Annotated in this window: 21 protein-coding genes; 5 read left to right on the top strand and 16 right to left on the bottom strand. The window is 48.6% G+C overall.

Annotated elements, in window-relative coordinates; translation table 11 throughout:
* Positions 1-21: 21 nt before the first annotated feature.
* From rodA to TBC1_RS10440, 4 genes are all read right to left on the bottom strand, one after another.
* Positions 22-1284, bottom strand: coding sequence for a rod shape-determining protein RodA (gene rodA, locus TBC1_RS10455; protein ID WP_062041871.1), 1263 nt, complete (start codon positions 1282-1284; stop codon positions 22-24).
* A gap of 3 nt (positions 1285-1287) precedes the next feature.
* The gene (gene mrdA / locus TBC1_RS10450) at positions 1288-3090 is read right to left on the bottom strand and encodes a penicillin-binding protein 2 (RefSeq protein WP_082189564.1); all 1803 of its coding nucleotides are present in this window, start codon (positions 3088-3090) and stop codon (positions 1288-1290) included.
* 175 nt (positions 3091-3265) lie between these two features.
* On the bottom strand, positions 3266-5629 hold the full coding sequence (gene hypD / locus TBC1_RS10445; protein ID WP_062041868.1) for a trans-4-hydroxy-L-proline dehydratase: 2364 nt from the start codon (positions 5627-5629) through the stop codon (positions 3266-3268).
* A gap of 47 nt (positions 5630-5676) precedes the next feature.
* Positions 5677-6471: a glycyl-radical enzyme activating protein gene (locus TBC1_RS10440; RefSeq protein ID WP_062041865.1), complete on the bottom strand. Its 795-nt coding sequence runs from the start codon at positions 6469-6471 to the stop codon at positions 5677-5679.
* Positions 6472-7091: 620 nt separating this feature from the next.
* Here TBC1_RS10440 and TBC1_RS10430 point away from each other — a divergent pair.
* Positions 7092-7559: a hypothetical protein gene (locus tag TBC1_RS10430; RefSeq protein ID WP_137305581.1), complete on the top strand. Its 468-nt coding sequence runs from the start codon at positions 7092-7094 to the stop codon at positions 7557-7559.
* Positions 7560-7586: 27 nt separating this feature from the next.
* Here TBC1_RS10430 and TBC1_RS10425 read toward each other — a convergent pair whose 3' ends face one another.
* The 5 genes from TBC1_RS10425 to purH all read right to left on the bottom strand — a co-directional run bounded on the left by TBC1_RS10425 (position 7587) and on the right by purH (position 12301).
* On the bottom strand, positions 7587-8279 hold the full coding sequence (locus TBC1_RS10425) for a Crp/Fnr family transcriptional regulator (RefSeq protein ID WP_062041856.1): 693 nt from the start codon (positions 8277-8279) through the stop codon (positions 7587-7589).
* A gap of 79 nt (positions 8280-8358) precedes the next feature.
* Positions 8359-8871: a rod shape-determining protein MreD gene (mreD, locus tag TBC1_RS10420; protein ID WP_062041853.1), complete on the bottom strand. Its 513-nt coding sequence runs from the start codon at positions 8869-8871 to the stop codon at positions 8359-8361.
* Positions 8864-9694, bottom strand: coding sequence for a rod shape-determining protein MreC (gene mreC, locus TBC1_RS10415; protein WP_062041850.1), 831 nt, complete (start codon positions 9692-9694; stop codon positions 8864-8866). The genes mreD and mreC overlap by 8 nt, the downstream gene beginning before the upstream one ends.
* Before the next feature lie 38 nt (positions 9695-9732).
* Positions 9733-10755: a rod shape-determining protein gene (locus TBC1_RS10410; RefSeq protein WP_062041847.1), complete on the bottom strand. Its 1023-nt coding sequence runs from the start codon at positions 10753-10755 to the stop codon at positions 9733-9735.
* A 19-nt stretch (positions 10756-10774) separates the two neighbouring features.
* Entirely contained in the window at positions 10775-12301 is a 1527-nt protein-coding gene (purH, locus tag TBC1_RS10405) for a bifunctional phosphoribosylaminoimidazolecarboxamide formyltransferase/IMP cyclohydrolase (RefSeq protein WP_062041844.1), read from the bottom strand.
* 456 nt (positions 12302-12757) lie between these two features.
* On the opposite strand from purH, the gene TBC1_RS10395 reads away from it, so the two are divergent.
* The 3 genes from TBC1_RS10395 (at position 12758) to TBC1_RS10385 (ending at position 16937) form a co-directional block, all read left to right on the top strand.
* Complete coding sequence (locus TBC1_RS10395) at positions 12758-14020, top strand: ABC transporter permease (protein WP_201781650.1); 1263 nt, start codon at positions 12758-12760, stop codon at positions 14018-14020.
* A 157-nt stretch (positions 14021-14177) separates the two neighbouring features.
* Positions 14178-14978: an FRG domain-containing protein gene (locus TBC1_RS10390; protein ID WP_062041838.1), complete on the top strand. Its 801-nt coding sequence runs from the start codon at positions 14178-14180 to the stop codon at positions 14976-14978.
* Between the two features lie 150 nt (positions 14979-15128).
* Positions 15129-16937, top strand: coding sequence for a single-stranded-DNA-specific exonuclease RecJ (locus tag TBC1_RS10385; RefSeq protein ID WP_062041835.1), 1809 nt, complete (start codon positions 15129-15131; stop codon positions 16935-16937).
* Between the two features lie 19 nt (positions 16938-16956).
* Here the strand turns inward: TBC1_RS10385 and TBC1_RS10380 are convergent, their stop codons facing one another.
* Positions 16957-17580, bottom strand: coding sequence for a LysE family translocator (locus tag TBC1_RS10380; RefSeq protein ID WP_062041832.1), 624 nt, complete (start codon positions 17578-17580; stop codon positions 16957-16959).
* Between the two features lie 83 nt (positions 17581-17663).
* A complete protein-coding gene (locus TBC1_RS10375) occupies positions 17664-19220 on the bottom strand; it encodes a GH3 family domain-containing protein (RefSeq protein ID WP_062041828.1) in 1557 nt (518 codons plus the stop codon).
* Positions 19221-19499: 279 nt separating this feature from the next.
* Here TBC1_RS10375 and TBC1_RS10370 point away from each other — a divergent pair, with 279 nt between their 5' ends.
* The gene (locus TBC1_RS10370) at positions 19500-20576 is read left to right on the top strand and encodes an endonuclease/exonuclease/phosphatase family protein (protein ID WP_062041825.1); all 1077 of its coding nucleotides are present in this window, start codon (positions 19500-19502) and stop codon (positions 20574-20576) included.
* Between the two features lie 104 nt (positions 20577-20680).
* Here TBC1_RS10370 and TBC1_RS10365 read toward each other — a convergent pair whose 3' ends face one another.
* From TBC1_RS10365 to TBC1_RS10345, 5 genes are all read right to left on the bottom strand, one after another.
* The gene (locus TBC1_RS10365) at positions 20681-21385 is read right to left on the bottom strand and encodes a hypothetical protein (RefSeq protein ID WP_137305579.1); all 705 of its coding nucleotides are present in this window, start codon (positions 21383-21385) and stop codon (positions 20681-20683) included.
* Positions 21386-21669: 284 nt separating this feature from the next.
* Complete coding sequence (hemW, locus tag TBC1_RS10360; RefSeq protein ID WP_062041818.1) at positions 21670-22806, bottom strand: radical SAM family heme chaperone HemW; 1137 nt, start codon at positions 22804-22806, stop codon at positions 21670-21672.
* Between the two features lie 47 nt (positions 22807-22853).
* Positions 22854-23786, bottom strand: a complete 933-nt coding sequence (locus TBC1_RS10355; RefSeq protein ID WP_062041816.1) for a diacylglycerol/lipid kinase family protein — start codon at positions 23784-23786, stop codon at positions 22854-22856.
* A gap of 18 nt (positions 23787-23804) precedes the next feature.
* On the bottom strand, positions 23805-24833 hold the full coding sequence (locus tag TBC1_RS10350; RefSeq protein WP_062041814.1) for a glycosyltransferase family 9 protein: 1029 nt from the start codon (positions 24831-24833) through the stop codon (positions 23805-23807).
* Entirely contained in the window at positions 24830-25654 is an 825-nt protein-coding gene (locus TBC1_RS10345) for a glycosyltransferase family 2 protein (protein WP_201781649.1), read from the bottom strand. Before TBC1_RS10345 ends, TBC1_RS10350 begins: the two co-directional genes overlap by 4 nt.
* Positions 25655-25740 lie beyond the last annotated feature (86 nt).

The raw sequence follows: 25740 nt of genomic DNA, 5'->3' as shown, positions 1-25740 counted from the left end.
GCGGTTTATGAGGCAGATTATTTAAAGCAGGGCATTCCGGTTGGCATCCTGCTTGATGAAAATAAATAACAGAATGGTAAAGGCCCAGAGTGATGATCCGCCGTAGCTGAAAAACGGCAGCGGAATTCCGATTACCGGAACCAGACCGATGGTCATCCCGATATTGATCATAAAATGAAAGAAAAGGATGGCGGCCACCCCATAACCGTATATTCTGCTGAAGTCGGATCGTTGTCGCTCGGCCAGGTTTACGATCCTGGTCAGGAAATACAAAAACAGCACAATGATCACCAGCGAACCCACGAACCCCCACTCTTCACCAACAGTGCAAAAAATAAAGTCGGTGCTTTGCTCGGGGACGAAGTTATATTTTGTCTGCGTACCATTCAGGTAGCCTTTGCCAAGGAAGCCTCCCGAACCAATGGCAATTTTTGACTGGTTTACATTATAACCGGCACCTTTCAGGTCGAGTTCCTTGCCCAGCAGCACGTTGATCCTGGTTTTCTGATGCTCTTCAAGGAAGTTCTCAACCACATATTCCACCGAAAAGGTAAAGCCAATGCCTAGCGCCAGCAGCGCCAGCAGGTTAATGATATTCCTGCGGTTCCGCTTCATAAAGGCAAAGAGCAGCCCGGCCATGATTACCAGTAATCCGGATACATATATGTGCCCGACCATGAGTGTTGACAGAGCAATCAGAACCACAAGCGCACCTGCAAGCAGCAGATTGCCTGACATGCCCATCCGGTAAAGCACAAGAATAAATGATGAATAGACAAGAGCCGAGCCGGTATCGTTCTGCAGCAGGATAAGCAGGCCCGGTATACCCAAAAGGATAAGTGGTATGATCCTGGTTTTAAAATCTTTGACGTTGATGTGCTGACCGCTGAAAAACCGTGCTATAGCAAGATTGGTAGCGAACTTGGCAAATTCGGCCGGCTGAAGCCTGAAGCCGCCGATCTCGAACCACGACTTGGACCCGGAAACTTCGCTGCCCACCAGCAGCACCGCGATCAGCGACAGTATGGTAATTCCGTAGATCAGGTAAGCAAAAGTGCTGAAAAACCGGGCATCCGTCAGCAGGATTACCAATCCGATAAACAGGGAGGTGATGATCCAAAGCATCTGCTTCCCGTAGCTCTGGCTCAGATCGAAAATACTCTTATGATCTTCGTTGTATACGGCAGCGTAAATGTTCAACCATCCCATCAGCACCAGTACCAGGTAAATAATGACCAGGGTCCAGTCGATGTTGTTGAATACGTTATTCCGTTCCCTTACCATTTATCAGTAGAGTTTGCCGTTAATCATTCTTTCCTCGATGTCTTTGCGCGCTACCTCACGTTTGATGTATTTTTCAATCATCAGCGAAGCAACAGGCAAAGCCCATGTGGATCCGAAACCTGAATTTTCAACAATCACTGCAATGGCGATTACCGGGTTGTCAGCCGGGGCGAAAGCCATAAAAAGTGAATGATCTTCACCGTGGGGATTTTCAGCCGTTCCTGTTTTGCCGCACATGGTGATATCCTCTATCTGATACCATTTGGCTGTACCCATGGTAGCAACCTGTCGCATTCCTTCCACTGCGATTTCAAAATATGCCGGATCAATGGTTGATGTTACTTTACTGAATTTATTCTCACCGTGTTTATCTGTGCCCATACTTTTTACTACATGCGGAACGATGTAATATCCCCGGTTGGCCATTACCGCCGCCGAGTTGGCAAGCTGCAGGGGAGTAACCAGAATTTCTCCCTGACCAATTGACAATGATCTGACCGTCATTGCATTCCAGCGGCCTTTGCCATATATGGCATCAAACTTTTCAGCCGAAGGGATATTGCCGCTCAGTTCAAATTGCATGTCTGTTCCCAGTTTATGGCCGAAACCCATACTCATGATATGATTTCTCCAGGCAGTATAATTCTCCTTTACATTTTTTCGCCGCGGATTGTTAAGGATACTCCTGTATACCTGCCAGTGAAATGGATTGCACGACTGCTGAATGGCTACATATACATCGAGCGGAGACTGATGGTGATGGGTGCAGCGGATAGGGGAAGAGCCCGGCCCCTGGCAGGTATAATGGGTATGCGTGTTCAGCACCCCTTCCTGCATACCCACCAGGTCATTCACCATCTTAAAGGTGGATCCGGGCGGGTATTGTCCCATCATGGCGCGGTTCAGCAAAGGTTTAACGGGATCTTTCGACAATTCACTGAAGTTTTTCCCCCTGACCCTTCCTACCAGCAGGTTGGGATCGTAGGTGGGGCTTGAGAGAAACGCAAGGATTTCGCCCGATGAAGGTTCAATGGCCACTACGCTGCCCATTTTGCCTTGCATAAGCAGTTCTCCGTACTGTTGCAACTCTGCATCAATGGTGAGGTAAAGGTCTTTGCCCATTACGGCCAGGGTATCGTATAACCCGTTCTGAAAACTTCCTACTTCACGGTTGTGCACATCCACCATGCGGATTTTTATACCTTTTTTCCCGCGGAGATCTTCCTCGTAAGATTTCTCAATACCGCTGATGCCGATGTAATCTCCTGATTTATAGTAAGGGTCTTTATCGATGATCGACTGGTTGACCTCGCCTACATACCCCAGCAGATGCGCGCCCATTGGCTCAGGGTACTTGCGCAGGGTGCGCGGCTGGACGAAGAAACCGGGGAATCGGTACATCTTTTCTTCCAGGTATCCGTAGGTTTCCTTTGAGATTTGCTTCTCAAAAAGGCTGGGTTTAAAACGGCTGTAATCCCTGGCCTTTTTCATGCGTTGTACAAAACCTTCGGGGGTGATTTCGAGCAGGCGGCAAAACTCCAGGGTGTCGATGTCTTTTACCTGCCTGGGAAGTACCATCAGATCATAAACCGCTTCATTGTAAACGAGCAGTTTGCCGTTGCGGTCGTAAATCAGGCCGCGGGCCGGATACTGGGTAACATAGCGTAATACATTGTTGTTGGCCGAAAGTTCATAGCTGTCGTCTATGATCTGCAGGTAGAAAAGCCTGCCCAGAAATATGATGCCGGTTGCCAGAAAAATGGCTATAACTGTCTGTTTTCGTGAAGCGAGGGATTTATTCGCCATCGGTAACGGTCAAGGGCTATGAATTCCTTACAAAGTTAAAGATTAACAGGGTTCGGAAAACAAAAGGAGGAGAGGGCTGAATGAAAAAACCCGGACAACAGGTCGGATCCTGCTTTCCCGGGTTTTAAGGGTTGCGCCCTACAGCATGAAACAGACTTTTCCGCTTTAACCGGTTTTACATCTGTTCCTGTTCCGTGCGGCAGATAATTTCTTCCTGCAACTCGGGGGTAAGGTCGTTGAAATAGTCGCTGTATCCTGCTACCCTGACAATCAGGTTACTGAAAGCTTCGGGGTGTTGCCGTGCTTTTCGCAGGGTGTCGGCCGAAACCACGTTAAACTGAATGTGGTGCCCGTCCATGCGGAAGTAAGCCCTCACAAGTTGTCCAAGTTTTACAATAGCCGTTTCGTCCCTGAAAAAATCAGGTGAAAATTTCTGATTCAGCAGGGTACCACCGGTTTTGATATGATCAAATTTCACGGCTGATTTGATGACTGCGGACGGACCTTTGCGATCGGCGCCCTGTACCGGCGAAATGCCTTCCGATAGGGGCTTCCCGGCCAGGCGGCCATCCGGCAGTGCTTTGATCTTGCTGCCAAAATATACATGGCAGGTTGTCGGAAGCATCTCTACCCTGTAGGTGGCTCCCCTGGGACTTTTCCGCCCGTCAATTGCTTCGAAAAATGCATTAAAAACCTCTTTCACATGCACATCTGCCAGATCATCATCGTTCCCGTATTTCGGGGTTTCATATAGCAGCATGGCCAGTTCATCCTCATAACCTTCAAAGTTTACTGCCAGCATTTTCAACAGGTTTGCCATGGAGTAACGATTACGTCTGAACACCTGCTCATGAATTGCCGTAAGGCAATCGGTCATGGTACCCAGCCCGACGCCCTGTATGTAACTGGTGTTGTAACGGGCCCCGCCGGCATTATAATCGCGGCCGCTGGCGATGCAGTCGTCGATGATGGATGAGAGAAAAGGCGCCGGCATGTGCGTAGCCCAGATTTTCTCTATAAGATTGCTGCCGGCAATTTTGATGTCAACAAAGTATTGCAGCATTTTCCGGAAGGCTTTCAAAAATTCATCATAAGCAGAAAACAGCGCCGGATCGCCGGTTTGCGGACCGGTTTGTTCACCGGTAAGGGGATCCTTGCCATCGTTCAGGGTGAGCTCAAGGATTTTCGGCAGGTTAAAGTAACCGGTCAGGATATAGGCCTCGGTACCGAAAGCCCCGGCTTCCACGCAACCTGAAGCGCCCCCGCGACGGGCATCTTCAGGGGCTTTCCCCTGTCGCATAAGCTCCTGCACAATGGCATCGGTATTGAAAACCGAAGGTTGCCCGAATCCGGTTTTGATGATCCTGATTGCACGGTGGATCAGGGCGTCGGGATTTTTCTTGCTCAACTGAACCATGGAGCTGGGCTGCAATAGCCGCATCTCTTCAATTACATCAAGGATCAGGTAGCTCAGTTCATTTACCGCATCTGAGCCGTCGGCCTTTACTCCGCCTATATTGATCAGGCAGAAATCGGTATAAGTATTGCTCTCCTGCGCTGTGACTCCGACTTTAGGCGGTGCCGGATGGTTGTTGAATTTGATCCAGAAGGCTTGCAGCAATTCGATGGCCCGTTCTTTGGTGAGCGTTCCCGCGGCCATTTCCCTGCTGTAAAAGGGCCAGAGGTGCTGGTCGAGGCGTCCGGGGTTAAAGGAATCCCAGGGATTAAGCTCTGTGATGACCCCCAGATGGATAAACCAGTAGTGCTGTAGCGCCTCATGAAAAGTTTCGGGAGCATTGGCCGGTACTTTCCGGCAAATGGCTGCCATTTCCAGGAGCTCATCGCGGCGTCCGGGATCTTTTTCTGCCGGAATCCGCGCTTCGATCAGCTTTGCATACCGGCCGGCAAGCACAACCAGCGCCTCGCAGGCCAACCGCATTCCATGCAATTCTTCGGCTTTTACCAGGGCCTCCATATCGTTCAGATAATCAAGCTTATCAAGCGCCTGATCAATATCGGCCATCAGGTCGTTCATGCCCTTGCCGAATACTTTTTCACCGGCCACGGTATGACCCGGTGCCCGTTGTTCCATAAACTCGGTGAAAATTCCGGCCTGGTAAGCCTGTTTCCAGGTATCCGGAAGTGCTTTAAACATGCGGTCACGCACACAGCGGCCGCTCCAGAACGGGATCACCTCGTCGCGGTAAAGTGCCCGGGTTTCTTCATCCACTTTATAGGAAACCTTCGGCCTGGAATCCAGAATTTCAAGGTCCTGCAGCGAATGCACGCAAACTTCCGGATAAGTGGGTACGGCTTTTGGCGCCGGGCCCCTTTCCCCCGCAATCAACTCTCCCTGACCGAAATACAAACTTTTATACTGCATGATATGCTTCAGCACCATACCCCGTTGCACGGGAACCGGGAGCGAAGCAACAAACGGCTGCCTGTAAAATGCTGTGACCAGCCCTGCACGCTCTCCCGAGATGCGGTTGACGGCATCAAGACTGTTTTGTCTCAGCAAGCTGATTCTTTCGTTCATTTTTATGTTTTTATCTGATTTAAAAGTTGTTAAATGCCTTTTTCAGGTTATCCTCCGACACTGACTATGAAACCGCGTTCCCTGAAAATTTTTGCTGCCTGTTCAACCTCCGCTGCTGATGGCGGCCGGATGTCTCTCATGCAATAGTTTATGCCGAGTTTTTCATATTTATGTGTAGCGATGTGGTGATAGGGGAGCAGGTCCACACGGCCGGACCAGCCGGTTTCCCGGAGGTAGCCGGCCATGCTGATCAATGTATCTGCTGAATGGTTAAACCCCGGAATCAGCGGAATGCGCACAATCAGGGGAAAACCGGCCTCAATCGATGCACGCAGGTTCGTCAGCACAGGTCCGGAAGGAACTCCGGTAAATTGCAGATGGATATCGGAATCACCATGTTTCAGGTCAAAAAGTATAAGGTCAGCCCGGGCTGCAATCCGGATGAAAATATCCGGTGATGCGTACCCGCAGGTGTCAAGGGCGGTATGGATGTGCTCCCGCGCCATCAGTTGCAGGCAGGCTTCGGTAAATTCCGGCTGCATGAGGGGCTCCCCACCGGTAAAGGTGACACCTCCTCCTGATTCTTCGAAAAAAATGCGGCTTTTAAGCACCTCTTCAGCCACTTCGGCCGGTGTCATTGATTTACCAATGATTTCGGTAAGGCGGATGGTTTTGCCTCCGGCCTGCCTTTCACGGCAAACTTGCACAGGTTCCGGTTCCAGCCCTTCGGGGTTGTGGCACCAGCGGCATCGCAGCGGACAGCCTTTCAGAAAAACTGCCGTGCGGATGCCCGGGCCATCATGAACGGAATAATGCCTGATATCAAATACACAGCCTTTCATGGCAATGCAGGATTATTATAATATGAGATGAAACGGGAAATTCCCGGGTTTCCGGGAGAAGTAAACGGATAGTCAGCTAGCACAGCCAGCACTCATAGAGCCCGCGGCCAAAACAATGATAAAGGCTGATGTATGATTTAATGCCTTTCATTTTGCGAGAATCAGTGGTACAAAGATAACTCAAAAACCTGAAATCCGGTAGATTAACTTCCTGCAGGGATTAATTTGGAATGATTTTAAAGAGGACGCCATCCGCGTGATCTGTTCCGTATCGGATGATATTTATTTGAGCTGACCCTGTATTCTGTCCGGTTGCGACTTGTTTATACCTGAAAAAGCCAATGAAGGTTTGGTACTCTGACATGAAAAACGCGGATTATTCATGCTTCCCGGATTGCCTCGGGAAAACCGGAAAAATCCCTGCTTACCCGGAAAATCTGCAACAATAAGGCATAAATTTTCATCAGGGCATGCGGGATACGGGATTTTCATTAAAAGAGGTTGCCGGATTCAAGCTGGTTCTCCGGTAATTTGAATGCGTATTTCAGAAAAAGCCGGCTTTTTGCACAAAAGAGGATGGATATTTAAAATATTGCCATAGATTTACCAAAACTATCATTATGGCAAATAATACACGAGTTCCATTAATGGTTTACCTGCTTGTCTTATTGCTGGTATTTACCGGGATCGGAGGAATCTACGGCGGATATGCACTGGTTACCGCACCCGATGGGAGTAAGATGATGATGAGCACTGAAATTCTATCAAACAGCCCTTTCCACACCTTTTTAATACCCGGAATTATATTACTGTTATTCAATGGATTGCTTCCGCTGCTGATTGCCTGGGGGCTGTTCGTCAGACCGCCCTGGCAATGGCCGGAACTGTTTAACCTGTATCATAAGCAGCACTGGTGCTGGACATTCTCCCTGTACTATGGCTTTATCCTGATTATATGGATCAATGTGCAGATCATTATGCTCAGTTACTCATCGCTGTTGCAGCCGGTTTTTGCGCTTACCGGTGCGCTGATTTCAATTTTAACCCTTTTCCCATCGGTGTTTCATTACTATCGTAAACATTTATAAGGGTCAGTGCCTGAATAACCGGCAGCATTATCCGCGGAGGTTTATCTGCTCCAGACCCGCCACATCGTTCAGCCGTATATCCTTATCTTCCAGGCTGATCAGCCCTTCTTTTTCAAAGGTTTTCAGCAGTTTAACCGTGCTTTCTGTTGAGAGCCCCGCAAAATCGGCGATATCTTTACGGCTAAGGTAAGGGAATACCTCAGCGCTCACCTGTTCATTCCACAGATAAAGCAGCGCTCCGGCAAGCCGGCCGTTCATCTGCTTGTACATAAGGTCACGGATAGAGTTATACAGTTTGCTGTTTTGTGCGCAGTAGCGGTTAATGATATTGTAGGCAAAGGCTCCGTTGGCTTTGATCAGGCTGGTTACAGCCTCTTTCTCTATCAGGCAGGCAGTGGTTTCGCGCAGGGCAACTACCGAGTATTGGTAAGTATGGTTATTGAAAGCCACTGAAAGTCCCACAAATTCACCGCCCTTCAACAGCCTCAGGTTGAAATTTCGGGTTGCATCTCCTTCTACATACTGCTTTGCGAGGCCATCCATAATGAACAGCACACTCGAAGCGAACGCACCCTGTTTGGTCAGGTTTTCCCCTTTGCGGAAGATCACCCGTGTCTTGCTGTTGCGGGCAAGATCAATCTCCTCGGGAAGCAGGTTGCGGAAGCAGGGAGCGTCAATATTTCCGAGCGAACAATCGTCGGGAGGGATGAAAGTCTTCATGGCAGCGTTGGTTATTCCACGCAAAGATAAGATTTTGCGGGGAGCTTATGGCTCCGTTGTAAAATGGGGTTCACGCGGATTACTTCCGTTTATGCATGAAAAGATATTCGGCGAGGATAATCAGTATAATGGTTAAGGTGCTGCCGGCCAAAACCCTGATCAACACATAACCGATCTCTTCCAGCCGGAATGCTTCAAACAGGAAAAGCAACAGTTGATGTGCAAACACCAGCATAAGGGTATAGGCAAAAAACCAGCGGAAGCCCATATCGGCGATGCCCGGTTTCAGGTTTCCTTCATACTCGGCCGGGGCCCCGGCCATACGGATTACCCAGGGTCTCAGGAATGCCATAAATACCGAAGCCGCGGCGTGCAGACCAGTGGAATTACTGAAGCTGTCAACGCTGAATCCGATCAGGAATGCGGAGATCAACAGCGCCCAGCCGGGTATCTCGAAAGGAAGCAGCAGGATAAACAGCACATACAGAGAGGGGTTGATGTATCCGCCCAGGTTGATGTGATCAAGGATCAGCACCTGCAATGCGATCAGCACAAAAAACCTTAGGATATCCTTGCCGTATGCCTTATTCATTGATAATGTTTTTACGCAGTTCCAGCTGCTCCAGATCAAACAGGTTTTTAACAATATATACCTGCCTCAGGCTGTTCAGGTCGGCTGAGAAACGGAAATGTATGGTGTAAAAATGGTCGCCGGTTTCCACTTCAATTTCTTCGACTGTACCCATCATAATTCCTTCCGGGAATATGTGGCTGTAGCCGCTGGTGGTGATGGTGTCGCCCTTGTTGATCTTCACGTGTGCAGGGATGTCGAGCAGGGTTCCCTTGGCCGGATTTCCGCCTTCCCACACTACGGTGCCCATCTGGTTCAGCCTGTCGATGCGGGCGCTTACCTTGGAATGTTTGTTCAGCAGCGACATCACCCAGCTGAAGTTTTCCGAAACACTGACCACCGTGCCTACTACTCCCTGGGGGTTGATGACCGCCATATCGCGTTCGATGCCATGCCGTCTGCCCTTGTTCAGCATAATATAGTTATCGCGGCGGTTGGTCGAATTGCTGATAACGCTGGCTGTCGTGAAGATATACTGCTGGTTATAGACAGTGTCGGTGATTTTATAGGTAAGCGTGTCAGAAGTAAGCTGTTCCCGGGTGAGGATCTTGTGCAGCCTGGCATTTTCTTCTGCCAGCCTCTGGTTTTCCTGCTTCAGGGAAAAGTAGGAAGTAATACCTGACCATGTCGTAAAGATACCCCCTGTAACCCGGTCGGTGGCATTGGAAAGCACCGAACGCTGGTAAAAACTCTTGTTGGCAATCAGGACTATTGACACCACTTCCAGTAACAGGAACAGGAAAAAGAAGTTGTGTTTCCAGATGAATGCCAGAATATGTCGCATAGTTTTTCCTCAGGCTGCTGCATCCTGATCAGGATTTGTTATTTGATCAGGAAGGTGAACTTATTGAAGTTCTTAAGCGCGATGCCTGTGCCCCTGGCTACAGCCCTGAGCGGGTCTTCAGCCACATGTACAGGCAGCTTGGTTTTCAGATGCAGTCGTTTGTCGAGGCCACGGAGCATTGATCCTCCTCCGGCAAGGTAGATACCGGTGCGGTAGATATCGGCTGAAAGCTCCGGAGGCGTCATTTCCAGCGCATTAAGCACAGCGGCTTCGATCTTTGAGATGGATTTATCGAGGCAATGGGCAATTTCGGAATAATTTACATAAATCTCCTTGGGAATACCGGTCAGCATATCCCTGCCATGTACCGGATAGTCGGGAGGAGGGTTGTCAATTTCGGTCATGGCTGCGCCCACATTGATCTTGATGGCTTCTGCAGTGCGTTCACCGATGTTGATGTTGTGCTGCTTGCGCATGTATTCCTCAATGTCGTTGTTGAAGTCATCACCGGCAATACGGATTGATTTGTTGTTGACGATTCCGCCCAGGGCGATCACGGCGATTTCGCTTGTACCTCCGCCTATGTCAATGATCATATTTCCGGTTGGCTCCAGCACGTCGATCCCGATCCCGATAGCTGCTGCCATTGGCTCATGGATCAGGCGGACTTCCTTGGCTCCGGCCTGCTCGGCCGAATCCTTCACGGCGCGCTCTTCCACCTCGGTGATACCCGAAGGGATACAGATAACCATTTTCAGGGCAGGCGGGAAGAGGCTGCGGGTGGGACCGGTCATTTTGATCAGTTCCCTGATCATATACTCGGCCGACTGGAAGTCAGCGATAACTCCGTCGCGCAGGGGACGAATGGTCTTGATGTTCTCGTGGGTCTTTCCATGCATCATCATGGCGCGTTTCCCCACCGCAATGATTTTTCCGGTGTTGCGCTCAATGGCAATAATGGAAGGCTCATCAACCACCACCTTGTCGTTGTAGATTATTATCGTGTTGGCCGTTCCGAGATCCATCGCGATCTCCTTGGTCATGAAAGAGAAAAGTCCCATTATCCGAATATCTTTATTATCAGTGCTTAAAATGCCTGATGCCGGTGAATACCATGCTCAGGCCGTGTTGGTTGCAATAACTCACGCTGTCTTCGTCCCTTACCGATCCTCCGGGCTGAATCACCGCGGTGATGCCGGCCTTATGGGCCAGTTCCACCGAATCGGCAAACGGGAAAAAGGCATCGGATGCCATGACCGCCCCTTTCAGATCGAATCCGAAAGCGCCTGCCTTTTCAATGGCATGTTTCAGCGCATCCACCCTTGACGTCTGCCCGGCGCCGCTGCCCAGCATCTGCCCGTTCTTCGCCAGAACAATTGCATTTGATTTGCTGTGCTTTACCACAATATTTGCGAACAGCAGGTCTGCTACTTCAGCCGTTGAAGGAGCCTTGTCCGTAACTATCCTGAGCCCGTCAGGGGTTTCCGACTTAGTATCTTTATCTTGCTGTAATACGCCGTTTAAAAGGCTTCTGAACTGTTTGCCCTGAAAATCAAACGATTTAGCCTGCAAAATTACTCTATTTTTCTTTGTTTGCAGAAGCTCCAGCGCATTTTTTTCGTACCCGGGTGCAAGGATAATTTCAAAAAATAATTTGTTGATTTCAGATGCGGTTGCTTCATCTACCACAGCGTTGGTTATCAGCACTCCCCCGTAGGCAGATACAGGATCGCCTGCCAGGGCTGCGGTCCAGGCATCAACAAGGTTTTCGCGCGAAGCAATGCCGCAGGCGTTGTTGTGCTTTATGATGGCAAAAGTTGTTGTGCTGAATTCGCTGATCAACGCGATGGCTGCGTCAAGGTCAAGCAGGTTATTGTACGAGAGTTCCTTGCCGTGTAACTGGGTGAATACCTCGTCGAGCCTGCCGAAAAACTCACCCTGCTGATGCGGGTTTTCGCCATACCGAAGTAGGTGTGCATTGCCATTGCTCTGACGGAATTCGCGGTATCCTGTAAGGCCGGAGAAATACCTGAAAATGGCTGAATCATAATGCGACGACATGGCAAAAGCATAGGCGGCAAAACGCAGGCGCTCTTCTTCCGAAACAAAGCAGGTGTCAGCACCTAATATCTCTAACAATTCAGCATAATGTTTTGCGTCGGGAACGATCAGCACATCACGGTAGTTTTTGGCGCCGGCACGGATCAGGGAGATCCCGCCGATATCAATCTTTTCGATAATCTCCTGATGCCCGGCCCCTGAAGCCACCGTTTTTTCGAACGGATAGAGATCCACAATCACCAGGTCGAAGGGCGGAATGCCGTATTGCTGCATTTCTGACTGATCAGCGATGTTGTCGCGACGGCCCAGAATGCCACCGAATACCTTTGGGTGAAGCGTCTTTACCCTTCCTCCGAGAATGGAGGGATAATCGGTCAGCGATTCTACTGTTTGTACCGGAATGCCCAGCGATTCAATAAACCTGTGGGTTCCCCCGGTGGAATATATGGCAACACCGCAATGATTCAATAACTTTACGACCGGTTCAAGGCCGTCTTTATGATACACCGATATCAGGGCCGACCTGATCTGTTTTTTTTCGCTCATATTTTATTCTCCCTGATTGAAGCGGTAGGATTACTAAATGTGATCAATTACAACGTAGTGTATTTGTCAGTAATACAAAGTAATACCGGAAAAGCATCCCGCTCTTTACGGCTGTGCAAGTTTATTAAAAATCGGCTGAGTTTGCAAGGATGAAATCGTTCAGTTGAAAAGATTTATACAATAAAACATTAAACTTGCCCGGACTTCCCGGTAATGGCAGGTAGGATTGATCTGTCAGGTGTTGCACTTCCCTCTCCGGAATTGGTCGGACCATGGAACCACCTGTCTGTTATTGGTTAACAGGTAAAATCTTCAGCAATTTTTCCTGTCATATAGTTTGTGGCTGTCACATTTATCTCAAACTTCTGCAGTATAAGCGGAAAGCCTGTAATTTTGAACTCAAGGATTCCCTGATTCTGATTTTTCTTACCTTTACCAACCCTCAGAGCTATACTGATGAAAAGATCGCTGATATTTATCCGGCTTATCCGTGAAAGCTACATGTTCGCGCTTACGGCCATTGTTGTGAATAAAGTTCGCACCCTGCTTTCACTCCTGGGTATCACCATCGGCATCTTCTCCATTATTTCAGTTTTTACGGTTTTCGATTCGGTGGAGAGGACCATACGAGATAGTATAAATACATTGGGCAGCAATGTGTTATATGTTCAGAAATGGCCATGGGCCTTTGGTGGAAGTGATTATCCCTGGTGGAAATATATGAAACGCCCGGAGCCCTCCATGACCGACCTGGCCGAGATTCAGCGCAGGAGCCAGGCCACGGAGGCCAGCGGATACATGGTGGCACTTAACAGGACCGTTAAGTTTGAAAATGCGGCGGTCGAAAACGCCACCATCGTTGCTGTATCACACGAATACAGCGATGTAACCCCCATCGAATTCACGACAGGGCGGTATTTTACCACCGAAGAATCGGCAGGAGGCCGGCCGGTAGCCATCATAGGAAGCGATATCGTGAAAAACCTTTTTACCATACCCAACCCTGTAGGGCAGCGCATCAAGGTATTCGGACAAAAGGTTGAAGTGATCGGCTTGCTCAAAAAGGAAGGCAACGTAAACTTCGGCGATTCCAATGACGATCAGGTGATTCTGCCGGTGAACTTTGCACGGAATTTCATTGACCTTAAACGCGACAATCTCGGCGCGGCTATTATGGTCAGGGCTAAGCCCCAGGTCAGCAATGATGAACTCCGGGATGAGCTTACCGGTATTATGCGTTCGGTACGAAAGCTTAAGCCCGGTGTGGAAGACGATTTTGCCATCAACGAAACCAGCGTGATTTCGCAAGGCTTTGACAGTCTTTTCAGCGTGATCTCGCTGGTTGGATGGATCATTGGCGGTTTTTCGCTGCTGGTCGGAGGCTTTGGAATAGCCAACATAATGTTTGTTTCAGTAAAGGAACGTACTGCGCAAATCGGGATTCAGAAAGCCATGGGCGCAAAAAACTATTTTATTTTGCTGCAGTTTTTGTTCGAAGCGGTGTTTCTCTCCCTTTTCGGCGGGATTGTAGGTCTGCTGATTATTTTTGTAATCACCCTGGCCATTTCTGCCGCTTTTGACATGAATCTGATACTGACGGCAGGAAATATTATTCTTGGTGTCAGTGTTTCAGCGTTCATCGGACTTGTGTCGGGTTTCCTGCCTGCCTGGTCGGCTTCGCGACTCGATCCGGTAGAAGCCATGAGGTCGACCTTCTGAAATTGCCGGCTCCGGGATGCAATCCTGGCCGGATGGTTTCGGGCCGAATGATTAATCTCCGGAAAAACCTGCTTCATGGTCATACCCGGTACCAGCGCACCCAAACACCAGCACACCCGAGCACCTGCGTACCCGAACACCTAAACACATCAACGATATGCTCAACGACCTAACCGCCAACAGCTGGATAGAATTACAGGATCTGCTCTTTCGCGATGCATATGATCAGCGCCTGGGAAGGTTCCGTTCCTCTTTTATTTTCAGGGGGTTGTCGGATGCGCGTTATGAGCTGAAAACAAGCCTGATGCGCCTTGAAGGGCCATACAGCGATCTGGAACGTCATCTGTTGCGCAACTTCAGGAAATATGCCCACCGCAATGCCGTGCCTGGTGAATCGGTGTGGAACCTGATGGCCCTGGCCCAGCACCACGGGTTGCCCACCCGTCTGCTCGACTGGACGTACTCACCTTTTGTTGCCTTGCATTTTGCCACGGCCAATCTGCAGAAGTTCGACATCGACGGGGTAATCTGGTGCATGAACTATGTGAAATCCAGTGAGTTTTTGCCGGCTCCGCTGCACACCACCATTATGGAGGAAGGATCCAACGTATTTACCCCGCAAATGCTTGATACACAATGTAACTCCTTAAAACAGCTGGATACCCTGCATGAAAGGCGGTTTGTGATATTTCTGGAGCCTCCGTCGATGGACGAGCGCATTGTTAACCAGCACGCACTTTTTTCGCTGATGTCAGGTTCCAGTCTGCTGATGAACCACTGGCTTGAGGATCATCCCGAACTTTTTTACCGGATCATTATCCCGGCTTCACTTAAATGGGAAATACGCGACAAACTCGACCAGGCCAATATCACCGAAAGGGTGCTCTTCCCGGGCCTCGATGGCCTCAGCAGCTGGCTGAAACGGCAATACAGCCCGAAGGAATTATCTCCGGAATAATACCAGTTTGGATAGTATCAGCATTTTATCTTCAAGCCATTGTTATCTAAGCCTGGCAGCCTGATTATCCGGGCTTTGAGATTATCCTTTAATTTTTCCTTCCATCTTTACTTCATAATCCCTAATTTTACCATTCGAAAATATAGAAAAATGCAGAAACGCTGGGTACTGAAAGCGCGGGGCAATCCCGATAAGGTTGCCGCTTTGTCCGCTGAGCTTGGGATTGGTCCTGTACTGGCCGAGTTGCTGGTGCAGCGGGGGGTGAGTACATTTGAAGAGGCGAAGGATTTTTTCAGGCCGTCGCTCAGTCAGTTGCATGATCCTTTCCTGATGAAGGATATGGATAAAGCCGTGGAGCGCATCGTAAAAGCACTGGAAAACAAAGAGAAAATTCTCGTTTATGGTGATTACGATGTGGATGGCACTACTGCCGTATCGCTGGTTTATACGTTTTTGAAAGAACTGGGGCATGAAGCCCTTGATTTTTATATTCCCGACCGTTATTCCGAAGGTTATGGTATTTCTTTTAAGGGGGTTGATTTCGCGCATGACAATAATTTCAGACTGGTAATCGCCCTCGATTGCGGAATCAAGGCCATTGAGAAAATCCGCAAAGCCAATGAATATCAGGTGGATTTTATTATCTGCGACCATCACAGGCCCGACGATCATTTGCCCGATGCGGTTGCGGTACTCGATGCCAAGCGTCCCGACTGCGATTATCCCTACAAGGAACTTTCGGGCTGCGGCGTGGGATTTAAACTGATACAGGCACTTGCACAACGCCGGAACATCGCATTCGAAAGCCTCTACAAGTACCTCGACCTGGTGGTGGTAAGCATTGCTTCTGACATCGTGCCCATCACCGGCGAAAACAGGATTCTGGCTTATTACGGACTGAAACTCATCAACAGCAATCCGAGGCCCGGCTTCGAAGCCATATTGAAGTTTTCAAATATCAACCGGAAGCCGGGCGCTGAAGTAAGACTGGTAGAGGAGCTGGTGAATAACGGCAATAACGGCGATGATACAGATTGTATTTTCACGCGGGAACTGACCATTTCGGATCTTGTATTCCTGCTTGGTCCCCGCATCAATGCGGCAGGACGCATCGAAAGCGGCCGCAATTCGGTGGAACTGCTGATCTGCAACAATGCAGAGACAGCCGAAATTATCGGGCAGCAGATCAACGATTTAAATACCACCCGCCGCGACCTCGACTCCACCACTACCGATATGGCCCTGGATGCCATTAAGAACGACCAGAAACTCCTGAAGGCGAAATCAACAGTGGTGTATCATCCGGAATGGCACAAAGGCGTAATTGGGATTGTAGCTTCGAGACTGATAGAGGTTTATTACCGGCCTACCATTGTGCTTACCCATTCAAATGGTCTGGTAACCGGTTCGGCGCGCTCGATCAAGGATTTTGATATCTATGATGCCATTGACGAGTGCAGCGACCTGCTCGAACATTTCGGCGGGCACAAGTATGCTGCCGGTCTTTCACTAAAACCGGAAAAACTGGACGAATTCATCGAAAAATTCGAACAGGTGGTGAGCCGCGGAATTACGGAAGATATGCTATCTCCGGAAGTGGAAATTGACCTCAGGATCAACCTGAATGAAATCGGGCCAAAATTTTTCAAGGTGCTGAAGCAGTTTGCCCCTTTCGGCCCTGGAAATATGTCGCCGGTATTCCAGACCGACAGTGTGATAGACAACGGATACGGCAGGATTGTCGGCAAGAACCACCTGAAACTGACCATCGGACATCCCGAAATCTCTTCATCGCCCTTCCCGGCAATTGCCTTCCAACAGGGTGATTATTATCCTTACATCTGCCAGGGGAAACCCTTCAGCATATGCTACCACATAGAGGAAAATGAATGGAACAATCAGAAGTCCATTCAGCTGAATATCAAAGATATTAAAATTCCGGAAGCCGGGGAAGCCTGACCCTTGTTAACCGTTTGTTTCAGAAGTTCATAAATGTTCTGACTACCAGGTAAATCCCAAAAATAACCAGCAATATTCCAACCGCGTGGTTAATCATAATCAGGAAGCGGGGCTTGAGGTAATGTTTTAAACGGCTGGCAACAACCACCTTGACCATGTCGGTGGCAAAAATGGTGAGCAGGGTTCCGCTGAAAAATGCTTCAATTGCGCTTGAATCGGCTTCATGGCTACTGCTGACGGTTACCATTGCCGAAATCCAGAAAATCCATACAAAGGGATTGGCGAAATTCAGGAAGAAACCTTTGAAAATATAGGTGAGCGGCCCCGGCATTTTCACTTCCATCAGGCTGTTATCATCGGCAATATGAACTTTACGCAGGAATGTCACAATACCGAAGGCTACCAGAATAATTCCGCCTATTATTCCGAACATCAGATAGTTGCGTTGATTGCCAAACACTTGTAAGGCGCCCAGGTAGCAGAGTAAAACCAGGACGAGGTCGCTCAGAAATATGCCGGCTGCAAGCAGAATGCCCCTGTACAGCCCCCTGTGAATGCTGGTCTGAATCAGCGAAAACATAGCCGGGCCAAGCATTATGGCCAGGGTCAGTCCCAGAATCATACCTTCGAGAAAAGGGTGCATATTATCTGATGGATGCGATTGTTCTTACTTGCATATCATATATTAACCCGTTCCTGTAGCCGGTGTTTGATACCGGCCGGAATTTACATTCTGTTCCGGTAGTTTTTGTCAAGAAATTCTTCCCAGTGAAGATGCTTTTCATTTTTTATAACTCTCGGAAACTTGTGCTGTCCGCCCTCTTTGCCCAGGATTTTCATGTAATCATAGAAAAGCTGCAACGGCAGCACTTCAACCAGCACTTCGCGGATGGCGGCAATACGCTCCACACGATAATCATCGTTCAGATCCTTCAGGTTCTGGTCAATGCGGTCGCGGATGGCTTTCACATCAAGGGTTGATAGATCGGAAGGGGTTCCCAGGTACCATTTATGGGCAAACATACTGTCATGTTTGATTCCGGCAACGGTAAACTCAGGTACGGGAATATTTGTCTGTTCTTCAAGCAGTTGTATGGCCCTGTTCATGTTTTCCTGCGAAAGGTGTTCCCCGCAGAGGTTCAGAAAATGTTTGGTCCTGCCTGTAATCACAATTTCTGACAAGGCCTTGCTGGTAAATTTGATGGTGTCGCCGATCAGGTATCTCCAGGCGCCGGCGCAGGAGGACAGTATCAGGGCATATTCTTTTCCTTCCTCAACCTGATCAATGGTAAGGGTTTCAGCATCAGGAAGGAAATGGCCTTCATGGTCAAAGTTTTTGTCATTGAAAGGGATAAATTCAAAGAATAACCCGTTGTCGAGCACCAGTTGCATCGCATTGGTATTCGGGCGCGACTGATAGGCAATAAACCCCTCCGAAGCAAGATAGGTTTCAATGTATGTAATCGGCCGGGCAAGCAACTTTTCAAATGTTTTGGCGTAAGGGGCGAACGAAACTCCGCCGTGAACGTATATCGACAGGTTCGGCCAGACATCATGAATCGTCTTTACATTATAGTGTTTGATGATTCTTTCCATCAGTATCTGCAGCCATGCGGGAACGCCGACGATCACGCCGATATCCCAGTTCTTTGCATTCTTGACGATCTCATCGAGTTTGGTGGTCCAGTCACGCTCTTTCGAGATGCGTTTGCCTGGTTTATAAAAGTGCTGGAACCAAAAAGGAATATTTCCGGCTGTAATTCCCGAAAGGTCACCCTCGTAATAGGTGCCGTTGAACTGCAGATGGGTGCTGCCGCCGAGCATCAGGATGCCGCGTTCATAAAATTCGCGCGGGAAGTCATACCTGGCCAGCGAAAAAATCTGCCTGATGCTGGTTTTCTTGATCGCCCTGAGCATATCTGCCGTCACCGGGATGTATTTGCTGGAAGCTTCACTGGTTCCCGAACTCAGGGCAAAATACTTCACCTTACCGGGCCAGCTTACAAACGCTTCACCGTTCAGTGTGCGGTACCACCAGCGCTGATGAATGGCATTGTAGTCATGCAAGGGGACCTTTTGGCGGAATGCCTGAATGAAGTCCTTCTGCCTGAGCATATTGCCAAATTCATAGGTTTCACCAAGCGCGGTGTACTGGGCCTCGCGAAGGAGCTTTTTTAATGTAGCCATCTGTTGCTTTTCGGGCGATAAACGCCTGATTTTTTCAAGAGGTATCTTACTGGGGAATTCTATCGCGCTCTTGATGATGGAACCAAGGATTGGCATATGACGGTTTCTTTATTAAACTGCGATTATCGGGATGTAAAATTAATTATTTTTTGATTTCTCATCAAATACGGCTTCAGGCCTGTAATAACCGGAGGTTAGATAGTATATCCGCATAATGGTTACAACCAGGAATGAGTCAGGATAATTATATCCGGATTTATCCATACAGGAATCCACGTCACTTCAGTTCCGTGTACGAGAAACCGGGCTGATTCCGGGAGTTGAAATTCAGGATTTTTGTTATAAATTTGAGAATATTTCATAAACATTCCTGTCATGACCGTGAAAAGAACAATTTCAGCCATGCTGCGCGTTTTAGCCGGCATCCTGCTTGCCTTGCTGATTCTGATTGCAGGTTTTCTTGCCTGGCAAACCATCCGGGAGTTCAGCCCCGGTGAAATGGTTCATCTTCCTGTGGAAGGGCAGGCGGGAATTGTTCCCGATACAATGACAATAACAACTTACAACATCGGCTATTGCGGTCTGGGCGCCGAAATGGACTTTTTTTATGAAGGCGGAAAGATGGCCCGGCCCGGCAGGGAACAATTATCGGTATATGAAGACGGCGTCCTGAAAAGGCTGGAGACCTTTTCAGGACATGACTTTATGTTGCTGCAGGAGGTGGATGCATGTGCCAGACGAAGCTGGTATTCGAATCAGTTGAAGATGGTCACGGATCATTTCAGCGATTTCGGAAATTACTTCGCCATGAACTATCAGGCCTGGGTGCCTTTACCGGTCACCAACCCTATGGGGAAGGTCAGGGCAGGACTTTTAACCCTGTCAAAGCATACACCCTCCGGTGCGGTTCGGGTTGCATTTAAATCAGGCTACTCATGGCCGATGAGACTGTTTATGCTGAAGCGTTGTTACCTGGTAACCAGGTATAATGCGGGATTCGGGAAAGAACTGGTACTGGTTAACACCCACAATTCGGCCTTCAGTGATGCAGCGGAGATTCGCAAAACCGAACTTGCCCAGCTCAGGGAACTGATGGAAACCGAATATACCAAAGGAAATTTTGTACTGATAGGGGGCGACTGGAACCAGAATCCGGTGGGATTCGACACAGCCCTGCTGCTGCCGCAATACCTGCCAAAACTGATCGAGCCTCCCATTCCTGATGATTTTCTGCCTGAAGGCTGGAAGTTTGCCTATGATCCCCTGCATAGCACCAACCGTGATGTAAACATCCCTTATACGGCAGGCAAAACCAGAACCACCCTGATTGATTTCTTTGTATTATCACCCAATATTGACTTGCTGAACGTTGAAACTACCGAAACCGGTTTTACCGAAGCCGACCACCAGCCGGTTACCATACGGATTGTGCTGAAAAGCAATGATAAATGACTGTTCGGCGTAGTCTGCGACAACATCGAAATCCATATGTGAGAAATAAAGAAAATAACATTTTCCTGCACCTGTCATTGCCTGCAAATGCATCGCAACATGCTTTACTTCTCGTTGGGGTCTTTCTCACCATTGGTAAGCTGCTCCAATTCTGTATTTATTTCGTCTTCCCATTTTTTAAGAGCCGCTTCATTTTCACCGTATTCTGTCTCCTCATAAAACCTTGTTTTAGCGTTTTCCAAATCCATATGATACCAATTGATTATGCTGAATAATTTCTTCCTGTTTCCAATTATTGGCTTCCATGAATTCAGATTGTTCTCTAACCTTTTTGCATAGAGTTGGGTTAAAGTAAAGAGCAACTTAATATGTTTTTCATTTTCGGTGGTTTTAAATGATTTCTTAACCTTCGAGATATCGCTGTAAAAAACCGCCTGAGCTTTATAATTTTTACAAACTCCCGTCCAGTGTGACCATTTCCAGCTTACAAAAATTCTTGAGATAAACTCGTATGGGACTTCGCTTGACTCCGGCAGTTCTATCATAAAATTGTCCCATCTGATTTTTGTTTTATCCTCCCAGCTGATCGTTTTCCGGACATCTTCTTTAAGGATGGGCTTTGAATTTTCATCTATTTTAACGTAGTAATATTTTGCAATGCATCTGTAACAGGCACTTCTGTGATATGGGGGATAATCTGCTCCCGGTTTGATTTCCAGAATGATATTTATGAGGTTGGCATTCAGGCTACATGCATTGGATTTTAATATTTCAATGGCTGCCTCTTCAGAGCAAACTTTCCGGCGCATGTAAACGATTGGCTCATCCAGCGTTATACTTCCCAGATATTGGGCATCGAGTCCGAAAAGGTCGCTGTTTTTCAGAATTTCAGGGTTGCATAAGGTATCTGCCGGTGCCGGAGTCGCGGATTGAAAATTTGTGCTTATTTTATGGGAGCAGCCGGCCAATAAAGTTACGGATATCAGCAGTAACAGTTTTCTCATGGAAGTCATGGATTATTTAGTGAAGCGAATGTATGGAGAATAACCGTGTGTTCCGGACTGATGCAAACGTTCCGTTCTGATGTCAATATTTACAATCCGTCGTCCGCAAACAGATCTGCCGCAATGCCGTCGGCCATAAGTTTCCCTTTATTGGTCAGGATATAAACTTCGTGGTCTTTCAGGATATGGCCTGAAGCAACGTATTTAACGATGCCTTTCACGAAATGACTCAGGTAATCTTTTCCGAACCGAAGTGCAATTTCGCTTTCCCGGCAGCCCCACATGGTTCGCAGTCCGGTCATTACATATTCATTGAATTGCTGATTTATTTCAAGGATTTCAATGTCATGCGGAATTTTTCCGCTTTCGATGGCCTGCAGGTATTCTCCGATTCCTGAAACATTCCATTGCCTTGATCCTCCATTGAAAGAGTGCGCCGACGGGCCCAGTCCCAGGTAGGGTTCGCCTTTCCAGTAGGCAGTATTATGCCTGGCATACCGGTCAGGTTTGCAAAAGTTGGAGATTTCATAATGCAGGTATCCGGCTTTTTCCATGGCTTCCATCAGCAGTTCGAAATGCCGCACCGCCTGACCTTCCTCCACCGGGGCAATTTTCCCCTTGCGGATCATCACATCGAGTGCTGTGCGCGGTTCTACCGTGAGCGCGTAAGCCGAAAGGTGCGGGATTTTTCTGTTGATGACCTGCTGAAGGTTCCCGAGCCAGGCCTCGTCGCTCAGCACCGGGAATCCGTAAATAAGGTCAATGGTGAGGTTTTCAAATCCGTTATCCTGCGCCAGGTCAATGCATTCCAGGGCCTTGCTTCCTGTGTGGATGCGGTTCAGATAGCGCAGATCTTCATTACGGAAAGACTGAACGCCCATACTCAGCCGGTTGATGCCGAGCTCTTTCCAGGCTTTCAGACTATCACGGCTCACATCGTCTGGATTTGCTTCCAGGGTGATTTCCGCATCCCCCGAAAGGGAAAAGTTGTTTGTAACGGCATCCATAATCCCGCCAAGGAGAGCAGAATTGAGCAGGGAAGGGGTTCCGCCGCCGAAATAAACTGATGAAACTGTTGCGTCGTTAAGATACGAATGCTGGAGCACAGCTTCGCGGGCAATAGCCGAAGCGACTTCGGGCATAAACTTCGTGGAAGCGACCGAGAAAAAGTTGCAGTAGTGGCATTTTTGCCTGCAATAGGGGATATGGATATATATTCCTGCCAAGAGCTTGTCTGTTCTAATGCAATTAAGTCCGGCGGGCTGGAAAATGTTTAGTTCCCGGCCACAACAGTAATCCCCAGCGGAATTACTTCAAAATTCATAGGTGTATGTCCGAGCGATTCGCCGTCGGTTTCGAGGTACATGGGTTGATCCGACTCTATTTCCACCTTTGCTCCCCTGAATGTCTTTACCTGGGGAAGTTTCAGAAAAGAGCCATCGTAAAGCTTTTTCACGCTGCGGATAACCAGCAGTCTGCTCACGCGGGTGATTACGGTTACATCGAAGAGGCCGTCGTCGGGGATGGCATTCGGCGCCTGCATCATCCCTCCTCCGTTAAAGCGGCAGATGGCGACACTCATGGTGAAAACGCCCGCTTTCAGTTCCTGTCCGTCAACCTTTACCCTGGCATAAGTCGCTTTGTAACTGATCAGGCTGGTAAAGAGGCTGATCAGGTATGAGAAGGGGCCGCTTTTGCCTTCCTGCTTCACCTTGTTGGTGCGTTTGGCTACCATGGCATCGAATCCAAGCCCGGCCATGTTGATAAAATGCCGTTGTTTCTGAAGGTCCTTGCTGTGATAGCTTACTTTGCCCACATCCTGGAGTCTGGTATTTTCGCGTGCAATCACATCAATGGCACCTTTATAATCCAGGGGAATGTTGAATGACCGGCCCCAGTCATTTCCGGTTCCCACCGGGATCATGGCCAGGGTGATTTCGGCGGGCGGCAAACGCTTTTGGGTATAGATGCCGTTCACCACCTCATTCAGGGTGCCATCGCCACCCACCACGATGATCTTTCTGAATCCGGCCTCGATATGTTTGCGGGCAAGCCTTACCGCGTGGTTGGGGTGCTCGGTGAAGACATTGGTAAAGCTGATGCCTGCCTCGTTCATCAGTCGTGCTATTTCAAGCCAGTCCTTCTCTCCTTTACGCCGACCGGCATTAGGATTGACAATGACAAACCATTCACCGTCTTTGTGCATAGCTTTGGTTCTATAAAGTTATGGGTTAACCAACGAATCAAGTTTTTGTTTTACCTGCAAAGGGCTGATGCTCAGCATACATTGGCAGGGGCCTGTTTTTCTGCATTGGCTGCATTCCTTATCTGCAACAAGGTAATCAGCTCTTTTACCCAGTGGGGCCCAGCGTCCGGGATGCATAGGCCGGATAGGTGGATAAATACCCAGCGCCACCTTGCCCAGTGCAGCGGCCAGATGCAACGGACCTGTGCTGGCTGCGATCAGGCCGTCAGCTGTATTGATGAACGAAATCATTTCATCCAGACTCATTTTTCCTGTAGTATCAGTCACTTCACCGGCCTTATCAAAAAAGCCTTCTTCTTTCAGCATGGCGCCTTCAGCCGCTGTTCCGGTAATAAATACCTTATATTCTGATGCAGGAAGCATGGCCGATAGTTTCGCGAAATTGGCACTGCCCCACTCACGGGCACTTCCTTTTGATTTCGGATGCAGAATCAGGTTGAACCGTGCGCGGTCGATCAGGGATTCAAGAGGTTCCGGGAGGCTTTTTATCCGGTTCATTCCATAAAGGCCGGGAATGTCTTCCACCGGAATCATGGACCCTTTCAGCAGGCCGGAAGTCAGTCTGATGTTTAGCATTGCTTCGTGCAGGGGGGAGTTTTTTCTTGAAAGTCTTACCAGTTTGTTGCAGGTAGAATAATGATAAAGCCGTCCGGTGGATCCGATCCGTTCAGGAATACCGGCACGTTTTGCCAGGTGTGCAATTTCCTTTACAGGGAATACATGCAGGATAAGTCCGGCCTGCAGGTTGTGCATAAACTTAACCTGTTCCGGAAACGGCAATGACGATATCTCTTTCCAGTCGATAAATTCATCAGCGTGTTCGCAGGCTTTTACCACCGCTCTGGTATAGGACTGCCCGAGAAATACAATGTCCGTTCCGGGATAGTATTTTTTGAGCAGACCAAGCAGGGGCAGGGTAAGCACCACGTCGCCAATACTGTCGGTGCGGCTGATGATGATCTTCCGGTAATTGCGTTGTCTGCTCAAGCCCGTTTGTTTTTCGATTGCTGAAGTTGCCTTATTTTCCTGTATTTCAGATAGGTTGCATAGGCACTTATGCGCGAGATGGTAAAGCCTGCCCGGCCGTCAAGTATACCGAGTTTAATAAAGTAGTCGCGCAGGAATTTCACAAAAGGACTTATCACCATTACCAGCCAGGGGGCACGCTTTCCGTTGTTGAACTGTGTTCTTGCAAGGATGGTGGTAAAGTATTCCACCTGCCTGTAGTGATCGTTGAGGGTATAATAGCTGTAATGAAGGATGTTTCCTTCCAGATGAGCCGTGGATGCGTCTTTTTCGGTGAGCTCGAACCTGTCGTGTGGGTTTTCGCCTCCCCAGCGCCCTTTGCGGGAGTCCCACAACCTGAGTTTACGGTCAGGATACCAACCGCAATGGTATATCCACTTTCCGCAATAGTTGGTCAGGCGGTTCATGGTATATCCGTCATGTTTCCAGTCCTCTTTAACCTTTCGTATGGATTCTGTCAGGGTTTCATCCAGGGCTTCATCCGCGTCAAGAGACAGTATATGGGGGTACAGGGCATGATTTATCGCCCTGTTTTTCTGTTCAATATGGCCTTCGAACTTGTGTTGGACAAACCTTGCCCCGTGCGCTTTGCAAATATCTTCCGTTTTATCGGTTGACATCGAATCAAGCACCACAATATCATCGGCTATACTGTGCACCGATTCAAGACAGCGCCCAATATTGCGTTCTTCATTGTATGTAATGATCACTACTGATAACCTGATCATACGCTGTTGCGGGCTAAGAAATTTAATGGTCGATATTGTGAACTTTACGGGCATTTGCCTGCCGGAATAGCCGGTATTTTAATGGAACCGGTTCAAACCATTCAGCCAGGATGCTTTATCGTTCCCTGCAAATATAGCCC

The sequence above is a fragment of the Lentimicrobium saccharophilum genome (assembly GCF_001192835.1).
Taxonomy (GTDB): Bacteria; Bacteroidota; Bacteroidia; order Bacteroidales; family Lentimicrobiaceae; genus Lentimicrobium; species Lentimicrobium saccharophilum.
This window is presented reverse-complemented; position numbering and strand designations above follow the sequence as displayed.

Bases quoted from the DNA above. Each gene is read 5' to 3' on its own strand.
- rodA (WP_062041871.1), bottom strand. From the start codon at position 1,284: ATGGTAAGGGAACGGAATAACGTATTCAACAACATCGACTGGACCCTG.
- mrdA (WP_082189564.1), bottom strand. From the start codon at position 3,090: ATGGCGAATAAATCCCTCGCTTCACGAAAACAGACAGTTATAGCCATT.
- hypD (WP_062041868.1), bottom strand. From the start codon at position 5,629: ATGAACGAAAGAATCAGCTTGCTGAGACAAAACAGTCTTGATGCCGTC.
- TBC1_RS10440 (WP_062041865.1), bottom strand. From the start codon at position 6,471: ATGAAAGGCTGTGTATTTGATATCAGGCATTATTCCGTTCATGATGGC.
- TBC1_RS10430 (WP_137305581.1), top strand. From the start codon at position 7,092: ATGGCAAATAATACACGAGTTCCATTAATGGTTTACCTGCTTGTCTTA.
- TBC1_RS10425 (WP_062041856.1), bottom strand. From the start codon at position 8,279: ATGAAGACTTTCATCCCTCCCGACGATTGTTCGCTCGGAAATATTGAC.
- mreD (WP_062041853.1), bottom strand. From the start codon at position 8,871: ATGAATAAGGCATACGGCAAGGATATCCTAAGGTTTTTTGTGCTGATC.
- mreC (WP_062041850.1), bottom strand. From the start codon at position 9,694: ATGCGACATATTCTGGCATTCATCTGGAAACACAACTTCTTTTTCCTG.
- TBC1_RS10410 (WP_062041847.1), bottom strand. From the start codon at position 10,755: ATGGGACTTTTCTCTTTCATGACCAAGGAGATCGCGATGGATCTCGGA.
- purH (WP_062041844.1), bottom strand. From the start codon at position 12,301: ATGAGCGAAAAAAAACAGATCAGGTCGGCCCTGATATCGGTGTATCAT.
- TBC1_RS10395 (WP_201781650.1), top strand. From the start codon at position 12,758: ATGAAAAGATCGCTGATATTTATCCGGCTTATCCGTGAAAGCTACATG.
- TBC1_RS10390 (WP_062041838.1), top strand. From the start codon at position 14,178: ATGCTCAACGACCTAACCGCCAACAGCTGGATAGAATTACAGGATCTG.
- TBC1_RS10385 (WP_062041835.1), top strand. From the start codon at position 15,129: ATGCAGAAACGCTGGGTACTGAAAGCGCGGGGCAATCCCGATAAGGTT.
- TBC1_RS10380 (WP_062041832.1), bottom strand. From the start codon at position 17,580: ATGCACCCTTTTCTCGAAGGTATGATTCTGGGACTGACCCTGGCCATA.
- TBC1_RS10375 (WP_062041828.1), bottom strand. From the start codon at position 19,220: ATGCCAATCCTTGGTTCCATCATCAAGAGCGCGATAGAATTCCCCAGT.
- TBC1_RS10370 (WP_062041825.1), top strand. From the start codon at position 19,500: ATGACCGTGAAAAGAACAATTTCAGCCATGCTGCGCGTTTTAGCCGGC.
- TBC1_RS10365 (WP_137305579.1), bottom strand. From the start codon at position 21,385: ATGCGCCGGAAAGTTTGCTCTGAAGAGGCAGCCATTGAAATATTAAAA.
- TBC1_RS10355 (WP_062041816.1), bottom strand. From the start codon at position 23,786: ATGCACAAAGACGGTGAATGGTTTGTCATTGTCAATCCTAATGCCGGT.
- TBC1_RS10345 (WP_201781649.1), bottom strand. From the start codon at position 25,654: ATGCCCGTAAAGTTCACAATATCGACCATTAAATTTCTTAGCCCGCAA.